We start from the raw sequence: 12,080 nt of genomic DNA, 5'->3' as shown, positions 1-12,080 counted from the left end.
AGGGGTGAAATTGTTTAAGTTATTCTAACGCACGGAGGGTTTAAAGGTTTGAGCGCTATTTCCAGATACTTTTCAGCTCGTACACGTCCAGCCTGTTGACTTTTGCAGCGCCACCTTTCGACAACAGGGATAAGGACCTGTTCTCCGGATCAAGATTGAAATCTACCGGCATAAAGACGAGGCCGCCGGCTGCGAACACTTCCAAACCCGTGCGGTCCGCATAAACGATCAGGTCCAGCTTTCCGTTCTGCAAAGGAACCGGCGCCCTGACGCCATCTATGGACAACTCTTCTTTTTCTACATTGTAAAGGACAGGCAGCCCCCGTACGTTGAGAATGATCTCGCTGGCGGCGCCTGGTTCGAATTCCATTCTTATTTCGGCCAGCTCAGTATTGATTGCCGAAAGAGGGTTAGAAGCCCCTTCCTTTAATCTGAATTTACCAAGGTGATGAGAAGCGCCTCTTAACGATTCCAGTTCCTTTACCGGCGTCCGCGTCAGCCGCAAGCCTTCGGGCCGCTTTTCGAGCTTCAGCTCCATCGGAATGCTCATGGATTGGTTAAAGGACATTCCCTCTTTATCGGTATGGGTACGCCACCAGCCAATTTCAATTCGGCGGCCCTGCGGTTCATTGCTGAAAGTCTGCGCCGCGTAAAAGCCGCGTCCGAGCTGCCCGTTCAATCGCTCAGTTTCCGGCCTGAAGGTTTTTCCATCAAAGGTTCCGATCGCGTATTGGCTGTCGGCCCCGGTCAATATCCATTTTGTTTCATCCGGGCTTCCTTCGATGGGTATTTCAAAAAATTCCGGGCATTCAAACAGGTAGCGGTCATCTCCTATGCCCCCTTTGACCATGCTGCTTTGCGTCCAGTTCTTAAGATCCGGAGAAGTCAGGAACTGCATGGTATGCTGCCCGCCGTCCCGCTCCACATAAAGGACCATGGTCCATTTCCCGGTGGGCTCATGCCATATCACTTTGGGGTCGCGGTTATCTCTGCTGATCCGGTGTACCACGGTATGATCCAGCTTCCTGAAATTCCTTCCGTCAGTACTCCAGGCCATGCCCTGCCCCCAGGACCTGGCGCCGGTAAAGAATAATACCATGGTATTGTTTTCATCCACTACCGCCCCGCCGCTGAACATGGGCCCGAATTTATCAGGATACAAGGCGATATCCAGCTCTTTCCAGTGAACCAGGTCTTTACTTACCGCATGGCCCCAGTGCATATTACCCCAGCCGCGGCCGTAAGGATTATGCTGAAAGAACAGGTGATACTCGCCCTTGTAATAGACCAGTCCGTTGGGATCATTATTCCAGCCCCGGGCGGGTGAAAAATGAAACTGCCCGCGTAATTTCTCCTGGTAAAGCACACCAGCGTTTTTATCCTCATCCACCTGCTTAACGGGAGAAAACACCTTCGAATCCACGTCCAGCTGGTCGACCCTCAGCTCCATGAACTTACCTTTCCAGCCGCTGATATCCAGGTAAGCATACCAGTCCGGTTCTCCCGCGGCAAGCTCCATATCGAACCATCGTTCCAACTCCCCTTCTACCCATAATTCTATATTTCTTTTGGGCGCCCCGTTCTTTACAGGAAGCACCAGCCAGTGCTTTTCGCCTGTAAAAAAGGTATTGAACCGCTGAAGTTTTTCTGCGTTCTCCTGCGCAGCTGCGCTCGTAAAAAGGATGCAAAGGACAAATACGCTTAATAATGCTTTCATTGCACTAAGTTATAAATACCCCGCATTAAGCCAAGGCCCCGGCCTTTATCTCCTTCTATGCTTTGTATTTTCGCAGAATGCAATAAATGCTGATATTTACCCCCCACATGAATACAGGACAACTTCTGGAAGCCATTTTGCCCCGGCAGCGGATCAAGGCCCGCCTGATTGACCTGGCGGCCTATGCACCTGATGCCGGTTTTTATTACCTGCTGCCCAAAGCCGTCGTACAACCGGTTTCCGAGGAAGAAATTATTGCCCTTTTTAACTTTTCGCAAAAACAGCATATTCCTCTTACCTTTCGCACGGGCGGCACCAGCTTATCGGGCCAGGCCATATCCGGCGGTATTCTCGTTGACCTCAGCATGTACTGGAACCGGCTTGACGTGGAAGCAGGCGGAACGCGGATCCGGGTGCAGCCGGGAGTGATCGGTGCAATGGCCAATGCGCGGCTGCGGCAATACCGCAGGAAAATAGGCCCTGATCCGGCAAGCATCAACTCTGCCATGATGGGCGGGATCCTGTCGAATAATGCCAGCGGCATGTGCTGCGGGGTGAGCCGGAACTCCTATCATACTACCCGTTATATTCGTTTTATCCTCCCTAACGGAAAACGCTATTCCACGGAGAACAAAGAAGACTATATGCGCTTCCGGGACGAATGCCCGGAAATTTATGATTGCCTGCTTGCGCTGCGCGAACAGATCAGCAGCCGGCCTGACCTTCATGAGCTTATCAGAAAAAAGTATAAAACCAAGAACACAGTAGGCTATTCCGTTAATGCATTTATAGACCATGACCACCCGCTGGATATTTTAGCTCATTTGCTCATCGGAGCCGAAGGCACGCTGGGATTCATTTCGGAAGCCGTGCTGGAAACAGTTCCTGATTATCCCGCAAAATCCACGGCGCTGCTTTATTTCCATGATATTTTTGAAGCCTGCAAAACGATCGGCCCCTTAACTGCCGCGGGCGCAGAAGCTGTGGAATTAATGGACAGGGCATCCCTCCATTCCGTCGTTCATATTAAAGGCATTCCGGAACCAATCAGGACGCTGCCGGCAGCAGCTGCCGCCCTCCTGGTGGAATTCCAGGGAAACACCCCGGAAGTAGTGCGCGGCAAGATCGATACGTTCCTGGCGCTTACACCGGCTCTATCCCTGCTAAACCCACCGGAATTCACAGAAAACCCGCTGGAACAGGCCTTTCTCTGGAAAGTCCGGAAAGGATTATTCCCAGCCATCGGGGCGGTTCGTGAAAGCGGCACTTCAGTAATCCTGGAAGACATCGCTTTCCCGGTGGAAAAATTAAGCGAAGCCGTGCTGGATCTCCAGGGGCTGTTCGTAAAACACGGCTATGACAAGGCGATTATTTTCGGCCATGCCAAAGACGGCAATATCCATTTTGTCATTACCCAGGCTTTTGATACTCCCGGGAAAGTGGAACGTTACCGGGCCTTCCTGGATGAAGTGGTGGCCCTGGTGGTAAACAAATACCAGGGAGCCTTAAAAGCTGAACACGGTACCGGCCGGAATATGGCGCCTTTTGTGGAAACAGAGTGGGGCGGGGAAATTTACCGGGTGATGAAAACCCTGAAAGCTTGCATCGATCCCGGCAACCTCCTGAACCCCGGCGTGATCATCAATGAAGACCCGCAGGCCCATATTCGTGATCTGAAAGAAATGCCGCAGGTGGAATCAGAAGTAGACAAATGCATGGAATGCGGCTTCTGCGAATATAAATGCCCCAGCCGCAACCTCACGCTTACTCCCAGGCAACGCATTGTGGTACGGCGGGAACTGGCGAAAATGGAAAAAACCGGGGATGGAGAAAATCACCGGCTGCTGCTGGAACAATATCAGTACGACGGCCTGGATACCTGCGCCGTGGATGGCCTCTGCGCCACGGCCTGCCCCGTGGATATCAACACCGGCGCCCTTGTAAAACGGCTGCGGAAAGAGAATCATAGTAAAACAGCCAATAAGCTTGCGCTGAGGGCTGCAAAACATTTCAACGCCCTGGAAATCGCCATAAAAGGCGGCCTCCAAGTAGGAAACGCATTCAATGGCTTGTTCGGAAAAAATACGATGCGCAGGCTGACAGGCTCCCTGAAAAAAATAATTCCCGCGCTTCCCTTGTGGTCTAACCAGCTTCGTCCGGCCCCGCCGGTATCCCGCCTGCTTGCCAGGAAAGTAGAATCTTCTGAGGCGGCCGCCGTTTATTTTCCCACCTGTATTTCCAGGGTCATGGGCGTCACGCCGGGAAATGATAAGAGTATTGCGGAAACATTTATGCGCGTCTCCTCTAAGGCCGGCGTCCCGGTTATGATCCATGAAGAGATCGGCGGAACCTGCTGCGGCCAGCCTTTTTCATCGAAGGGCTTTACCGGCGCTTTCGCCCATACGGCCAACCGGACCGTTGAAAAGCTCTGGAACTGGACCGGACAGGGCCGGCTGCCGGTGGTGCTGGACATTACTTCCTGTACCCATACTCTCCAGGGTTGCCGCCCCCTGCTGACCGCGGAAAACCAGCAGCGTTTTGATTCGCTCAGGATCATCGACAGCATTGATTTCATCGCCGATTACCTGTTACCCAAGGCGCTGGTCCGGCGAAAAAAAGCAAAAATAGTACTCCATCCGGTCTGCTCTCTTCAGCACATGGGTCTGGAAAATAAATTCCAGGCAATAGCGGCCCAACTGGCAGAAGATGTCACTGTCCCCCTGAAAGCGGGCTGCTGCGGCATGGCCGGTGATCGGGGTTTCTTATTCCCCGAACTGACGGACTCAGCCACGGCGCCCGAAGCCGCCGAAGTAAAGCAGCAGGAATACGAAGGGTACTATTCTTCCGCCAAAACCTGCGAAATGGCCATGTCCGAAGCGGTGAAAAAAAATTACCAGTCCCTGGTTTACCTGCTGGACGAATGCATCTAAGTTCCCGGATTCCGGCTTAAATTCTTAAATTTGTCTGCTTCACCGCCGGGAACGGCCTGCAAATCAGGAAATTTATGAATCAAATTACTTCTACGACAGAACGAATTATAAGCAATTGGCTCTTTACGAAACTTGTGGAATGGGGCGTTCCTGAAAATGTAGCCATTTACCTGAACCTCCTGGCGCTTTTGACAGCGCTTTCCCTGATCGTGATCATCACAACTTACCTTACCCGTAAGATACTGTTAGAAGCCCTTGCCAAAGTGACGGCCAAAACCAATAGCCATTTTGATGATTTTCTGATGCGCAACCGGACAATGGCCTATGTGGCCCGGCTAATTCCGCTGATCATCGTGGTGCAGGCGATCCCTGTGGTGCTGGCAGATATTCCTCAGCTGATCCGGCCGGTAAGGATACTTGCGGACATTTACCTGATCCTGTTGTGGGTATGGATCATCCGGGCGGTCCTGCGCTCGCTAAGGGATTACCTGCGAACCAGGGAGTCGTTCAAAGACAAACCGCTTGACAGTTACCTGCAGGTGATCAGTATTATCGTATTCATTTTTGCCGGGCTGCTTATTTTCTCCATGGTATCGGGAAAAGATGTCTGGTATTTTGTTACCGCCATGGGAGCCGCCACGGCCATTCTCATGCTGGTGTTCAAGGATACCATCCTGGGATTCGTGGCCAGCATCCAGGTTTCCACCAATGACATGGTCCGTATCGGCGACTGGATTGAAATGCCCAAGTACGGGGCCGACGGGGATGTACTGGAAATCAATCTGAATACGGTAAAAGTGCAGAACTGGGATAAAACCATCACCACCATTCCCACTTATTACCTGATCACAGATTCCTTTAAGAACTGGCGCGGCATGCAGGAATCAGGCGGAAGAAGGATCAAGCGCCCGCTCCATTTAAAAATATCCAGCATTCGTTATCTCGAAAAAGACGAAATAGAAGAGCTGAAAAAAATTCAGCTGCTCAAGCCCTTTATTGAAGAACGGCAGCTTGAAATTGACCGTTATAACGAAGAAAAAGGGGCTGATCGCAGCATGCCGGTCAACGGGCGAAATATGACCAATGCAGGTTTGTTCAGGAAATACATCGAATTATACACCCATAGCCATCCCGGCATCAATAAGAACCTTACGTTTATCGTACGGCAGCTGAGCCCGGGCGACAACGGACTTCCCCTGGAGCTGTATATGTTTACTTCCGATATTCGCTGGGTGCCTTACGAGGGAATTATGTCTGATATTTTTGATCACCTGTTGTCGGCTATCAAGTATTTTAAACTTGAGATCTTTGAGCTGCCGGCCTCGGATGACCTTCGTTCGCTCTCGCTTCCGGCCAAACCGGAACAACCGGTGTAGCGCCGCCGGGCATGGAAATTGTTCGCTGATTTTCAGTAAATTTACTGCAATCTCTTTATTGGCGCGGCGGCAAACAGGTTCCGCGGCGCTCGTTTAAGGCTTTGTGAGAAATCAGATCAGCATGAAAAGATTCCTGCTTGCATACGTACTGCTATTCATTACCGCAGGGCTTAAAGCCCAGCAGCAGCCGCAATATACCATGTACATGGCGAATAATTTCGTGCTTAACCCCGCGGTTGCGGGAATCGAAAATTACACCGATGTAAAATTAAGTTACCGGGCGCAATGGGTAGGCATAGAAGATGCGCCTGTAACGGCTTATGCCACCATACACGGGCTGATCGCTGCTGACCTGGAAGGCCGGCGGCACGGGCTTGGCGGCGCTATCGTGCTTGATAAAACAGGGCCCACCCAGCGTTTTTCTGGCACGGTTGCTTATGGGTTCCATTTGCCGGTGAGCAAGAATCTGACAACCGCTTTCGGAGTAAGCGCCGGGATCATGGAATATTCGCTCAACACGGACGCGCTGGAATTAGGCAATCCCAACGATGTGATCCTTACCAAAGGTAATTACTCCCAAATGCTCCCGAGCGTCAACGCAGGTATCTGGCTCTATTCGCCGGATTTTTTCATCGGCGCCGCCGCGCAGAACCTGATCGAAAGCAAGCTCACTTTTAACAGCTACACCGCTTCTGAAGAAAGCCGCCTGTACCGCCATTACTTCCTTACCGGAGGGTATCGTTTCGCCGTAAGCGAGACACTTACAGCTACCCCTTCCCTGATGCTGAAAATAGTACAGCCGGTGCCGGTTTCCTTCGATATCAATTTTAAAATGATGTATCGCGACCGTTTCTGGGCCGGTTTGTCTTACCGGAAAAGGGATGGCTTTGCCGCCATGGCCGGGATCAATATCAGTCCGCTTATCAATGTCAGCTACGCCTATGATTATGTCACCTCGGACCTCCAGGATTATACCAGCGGCAGCCATGAGATCATCCTGGGTATCCTGCTGAATAATGAAGAAGGCGCGCTTTGCCCCACCAATGTCTGGTAATGCGCCGGGGGCTGAAACTTATCCTTGTCCTGCCGGCAATACTCTGCTGGTGGCAGGAGCTTTCAGGCCAAACCCAGCTCTGCAGCGGCAGCCTGGGCGAACCCATTATAAATATGACCTTTGGCAGCGGGCCGGGCTTCGGGCCTGCCCTCGATGCCGGAGTAACCACTTATCAATACGTTCCTGGACCTGTTAATGATGACGGGCAATATACGCTGGCAAGCAATGTAAATTATGCAAAATCAGACTGGCACTTCCTGGAAGATCATACTCCCGGAGACATTAACGGGTACATGCTGGTTGTCAATGCCGACCTGGCTAAAGGAGAATTTTACCGGGGCCTGGTCAGCGGGCTTTGCGAAAACACGACCTTTGAGTTCAGCGCCTGGATCACCAATGCCAACACCCCTCCCACCTGTGCTTACCATAGCATACGCCCGAATATAGAGTTCCGGATTGAAGATATGGACGGAACCATACTGGCCCGGACCACGACAGGCGACATCGATACTTCCGCAGTTCCCCGCTGGGAAAACTACGGTTTCACCTTCACGACTGATAATAAGACGGAATTCTACCTGGTAATGGTAAATAATAACGGGGGCGGATGCGGAAACGACCTGGCCATTGACGATATCACGTTCCGGGCCTGCGGGCCTTCCCTGCTCGTGAATGCCGAAGGGTATAGCAGTGCAGAAATGCCCTATGTTTGCCCCGGAGCCCGTATTGACCTGGAAAGCGTTGTCGGAAGTGAGTTTCCGGATCCCCTGTACCAATGGCAGGCAAGCGATGATGACGGGCTAACCTGGCTGGACCTGCCGGGAGAGGACACGAACGAACTCAATGGTATTATCGCCGGCGATACGCGTTCGTTCCGGGTGGTAGCGGCGGCAAATGCCGCCAATTTGCTCAGTCCCTTTTGCCGGGTAGTATCCAATCCGGTAAAGATCACAGTGGTACCTCCTCTTACTATTGAGCAGGAGCCGGCCGATCTTTCCGCCTGCCTTAATGAACAGCCTTTTTTTGAGATAGCCGCCAGCGGCGGATACCCGGAACCGGAATACCGCTGGGAAAGCAGTTCAAGCCCGAACGGCCCCTGGGCGCCGGCGGAAGCAGCCCCGGAAAGCACACCTCCTAACCGGTATTACCCTCCTATAACAGCACCGGGCGACTATTATTACCGCTGCATCGTTTCTACAGCCGCACAAGGCTGCCAGCCACTTGCCTCCAGGGCAGCGAAGCTGAGCATACTTCCTCCCGTTGTGACGCTGGACCTGCCGGTAGAAACGATATGTGCAGGCCAGGAACCGCTGCTATTAACAGGGGGGCAGCCTTTACGGCAGCAGAATGACCAAACCGGCATATACAGCGGCAAGGGCGTCATAAACGGTTACTTCGACCCGCAGGCGGCAGGCGGGCCGGGAACCTATGAAATAACCTATACCCTTAGCAATACCAGCGGCTGCCAGTATGTGGCAAATGATATGATCACCGTGCATCCACCGGCGGTAGCAGAGGCGGGCGCAGACAGGAAAATGCTGGAAGGTACCTTTACCACCCTGAACGGAGCCGGCAACGGCGTTTCTTTCTCCTGGAGCCCTGCGGCAGGGCTGGATGATCCGCAGCAAGCCAGCCCGCGGGCCAGCCCGCCGGAAACTACCACCTATACCTTAACTGTAACAACAGCCGGCGGCTGTACGGCTACCGATACTGTACGGGTAGAGGTTCTGGAAAAGCTCCTCATCCCTTCGGCATTTACACCTAACCAGGATGGCGTGAACGATACCTGGGACATTCACGGTATCAGCGGCTACCCGGAGGCATCCGTAAAGGTCTTTAACCGCTGGGGAACCACCGTGTTCCGGTCAAAAGGTTACCATATTCCCTGGGACGGCGCAGCCCGGGGCGCCCTCCTGCCGGACGGAACTTATTATTACCTGATCATACCCGGCATTTTCCTGGAACCTGTTTCCGGCTCCGTTACCATCGTCCGTTAGAAGTGCAGCTCACCAGGGCCGGTCTATTGATTTGCACGTTAGATTTTACTAATTTAGAGGGGGATCAGCGGTTTAATGATAGCAATCAGATTGGCCCGGACAGTGAGATATTGGGGAGCGCTTTTTCTGCTGGCGGCAGGGCTGGAATTGAATGCCCAGAACACAACAAATAAGGGAACTGATTTCTGGACCACCTTTACCTCCCATATCAATGTAGAGAACGGTGAATTCTACCCGCCGGGTCTGGCGCTTTACATCACCTCCGATGTAAGCACTTCAGGAGTGGTTTCTATTCCCGGACGCGGATACAGCGATGAGTTTACTGTCAGCCCCAATAATATTACTATCGTTCAGGTTCCCTTCGGGCTAAGCTATACCGGCACTTCCGAAGCCCCGGAACAAAAAGGCATTCATATCAGCTCCCGCGATCCCGTTGTCGTTTACTCGCATATTTACGGGGAAAAGCGGTCCGGAGCCTCCCTGGTAATGCCTTCACGCTCCCTGGGCCAGGAATACAGGGCTGTCTGCTATTATGAAGATTCGCAGTTCAGCATTATAGGGGTAGAAAGCGACACCTGGGTGGAAATCACCCCTACGGCGCTGACCGAAGCCGGCCGGCCGGCGAATACGCCCTTCAAGATCAAATTGCAGGCGGGGGATGTTTACCAGGTGAGATCCGGGGGTGACCTTACCGGATCAAAGATCACGACGAAGGTACCTGAGAACAGCAACTGCAAAAAAATAGCCGTCTATTCAGGAAGCATGGGTGTTCGCATAGGCTGCGGGGGGCAGGGATTTGACAACCTTTATCAGCAGCTTTTTGCTTATAGCAGCTGGGGCAGGGATTACATAGCCGTTCCCATGGAAAACCGCCCTTATGATATCCTCCGGATCCTTGCAGGGGAGCAGGCAAGCACCGTGACTGTTAACGGGGTCAGCCGGGTCATCAGCCCGGGCGGCTACCTGGAGGTGCCGCAAATAACCGAAGCATTGGTAATCCATGCCGACCAGCCGGTTTCCGTGGCGCAATTCACCCCTTCTCAGACTTGTGACAACCGGAACCCAAGGGATGATAACCTGTCTCCTTTTTATGAACCCTTGTATCCCGGCGACCCGGACATGGTGATCCTCAGCCCCATTGAACAAAACCTGCGTCAGATCACCCTGTATTCCTCCAGCGCCCAGGATATCACCGATAACTATATAAATGTCATCATTGCCAAAGAGGACGTTCCAACTTTCACGCTGGATGGAAGCACCCAGGTGGGCCAGTTCCGGGAAATAACCGGAAATACAACCTATGCTTATGCCCGTTTCCGCGTAAGCGCGGGCACGCACCGTCTTTCCGCCGGCGGCGGCTTCAATGCCATTGCGTATGGCTATGGAAATTACGAATCCTACGCCTACCTGGGCGGCACGAACCTGCTTGATTTTTCCAAGCACATCACCCACGAAACAGGGCCGGAGATTTACACGGGATCGGAAAGCTGCAGCGGGCGTACCGTCCGTTTTAGCGCGGAGCTGGATTTCGAAGTCTATTCCTTTCAATGGGATTTCGGCGACGGGACGGTATCAGGCGTAGAAACCGAACTGGAAAAGCTGCTTTCCTATGAGCATACATATGCCGGCGCCGGTAATTATACGGCTAAACTGGTGATCCTTAAAAGCGACGGCAGCGAATGCGGAGATGCCGAAAGGCTGGAGATCCCCTACGAACTGCAGGTCAGCCCCAATCCATTTCCTGAGCCTGTTTTCCATATTCCTCCGTCTTGTGTGGAAGACCTCGTACAATTTGAAAATTTAAGTTCCATCGCCGACGGGACAGCGATGACCTACGAATGGGATTTTGGAGATGGCAGCCCTGTATCCGGCGAAGCAAATCCCTTGCATAAATTTTCGCAGCCCGGCATTTACCAGGTGAGCCTTTCCGCCATTTCAAAATATGGCTGCCGGCAGCAATTAAGCCAGGAGATTACCATTAACGCGGCTGATCCCAGCGCGGAATTCACGCTGGCGGAAGCGATCTGCCAGAACGAAACAGCGCTTTTTTCCGACCAGAGTACGGTCAGCCTGGGAGAAGTGACCCGCTGGCATTGGGATTTTAACGGCGAAGGAAGTTCGGCGGAAAAAGATCCTTCCTTCCGCTTTGCCACCCCCGGCCTGAAAACAATTACCCTTACCGCATATACCGGTGAAAACTGCTTTGACGTGGAAGTAAGGGAAATGACGGTCCTGCCTTCTCCGGAACCGGTCTTCACCCTGAGCCGGGAGCAGGCGGTCGTTTGCGTCAATACGCCTCCGTTTACGCTCTCCGGTTTCTCTCCCCTGAACGGCCACCTGGGAGGGCAAGGGCAGCTGGCAGCTGCTGCCGGACTGGATGAAAACGGGATCTTTTATCCCGCCCTTGCAGGAGCGGGCAGCCACGAAGTTTTTTACACCTATACCAATGCGGAAGGCTGCAGCCAGACCGTGTCCCAGGTGATACTTGTGCAGGAGCTGCCGGTGGTAAACGCCGGCAATGACCAACGGATCCTTGAAGGAAAAAGCGCTGATCTGAACGCGGGAAGCAGCGGGATCCGGTTCGAATGGACGCCTTCCCATGGGCTGGATAACCCGTTTAGCCTGGATCCCCGCGCAGCTCCCGACACCACCACGGTTTATACGCTGACTGCCTGGAACGAAGCCGGCTGCATGAACACCGATGAAGTGAAAGTGGAGGTATTGCGCTTTCTCCGGATTCCCGGTATGTTCACGCCCAATAACGACGGAACCAATGATCGCTGGATCATCGGAAATATTGAGGACTACCCGCGTTGCCTTGTCCAGATCTTCAACAGGTTTGGGGAACGGGTCTTTCATTCACAAGGCTATCCCGAGCCCTGGAACGGAGACCTCGGCAATAAACTTCTGCCTCCGGCCACTTATTATTACGTGATCAGGCCCAATGAAGCCCATCCCCGATCACCGGGTCGGTAACCATCGTACGGTAAAGAAAACCGGAAAAAC

At 52.9% G+C, this 12,080-nt stretch carries 6 protein-coding genes; 5 read left to right on the top strand and 1 reads right to left on the bottom strand.

The genetic code is table 11. The annotated features are described in order from the left end of the window. Positions 1–55: 55 nt before the first annotated feature. The gene (locus FRZ59_RS10175; RefSeq protein ID WP_132129601.1) at positions 56–1,717 is read right to left on the bottom strand and encodes a glycoside hydrolase family 32 protein; all 1,662 of its coding nucleotides are present in this window, start codon (positions 1,715–1,717) and stop codon (positions 56–58) included. Positions 1,718–1,824: 107 nt separating this feature from the next. Here FRZ59_RS10175 and FRZ59_RS10170 point away from each other — a divergent pair, with 107 nt between their 5' ends. The 5 genes from FRZ59_RS10170 to FRZ59_RS10150 all read left to right on the top strand — a co-directional run bounded on the left by FRZ59_RS10170 (position 1,825) and on the right by FRZ59_RS10150 (position 12,050). Next, positions 1,825–4,647 (top strand): FAD-binding and (Fe-S)-binding domain-containing protein, encoded by a 2,823-nt coding sequence (locus FRZ59_RS10170; RefSeq protein ID WP_132129600.1) that lies wholly within the window; start codon positions 1,825–1,827, stop codon positions 4,645–4,647. 74 nt (positions 4,648–4,721) lie between these two features. Beyond that, positions 4,722–6,023, top strand: coding sequence for a mechanosensitive ion channel family protein (locus tag FRZ59_RS10165; RefSeq protein WP_132129599.1), 1,302 nt, complete (start codon positions 4,722–4,724; stop codon positions 6,021–6,023). A gap of 121 nt (positions 6,024–6,144) precedes the next feature. Next, on the top strand, positions 6,145–7,077 hold the full coding sequence (locus FRZ59_RS10160; protein ID WP_132129598.1) for a PorP/SprF family type IX secretion system membrane protein: 933 nt from the start codon (positions 6,145–6,147) through the stop codon (positions 7,075–7,077). Continuing rightward, complete coding sequence (locus tag FRZ59_RS10155) at positions 7,056–9,074, top strand: T9SS type B sorting domain-containing protein (RefSeq protein ID WP_132129597.1); 2,019 nt, start codon at positions 7,056–7,058, stop codon at positions 9,072–9,074. Before FRZ59_RS10160 ends, FRZ59_RS10155 begins: the two co-directional genes overlap by 22 nt. 102 nt (positions 9,075–9,176) lie before the next feature. Continuing rightward, positions 9,177–12,050 carry a PKD domain-containing protein gene (locus tag FRZ59_RS10150; protein ID WP_158640600.1) on the top strand — a complete coding sequence of 958 codons (2,874 nt, stop codon included), beginning with the start codon at positions 9,177–9,179 and terminating at the stop codon, positions 12,048–12,050. Positions 12,051–12,080 lie beyond the last annotated feature (30 nt).

This window comes from Anseongella ginsenosidimutans (assembly GCF_008033235.1).
Lineage (GTDB): Bacteria > Bacteroidota > Bacteroidia > Sphingobacteriales > Sphingobacteriaceae > Anseongella > Anseongella ginsenosidimutans.
Note: the sequence above shows the minus strand (reverse complement) of the source record. Positions and strands in the feature narration are given on the sequence as shown.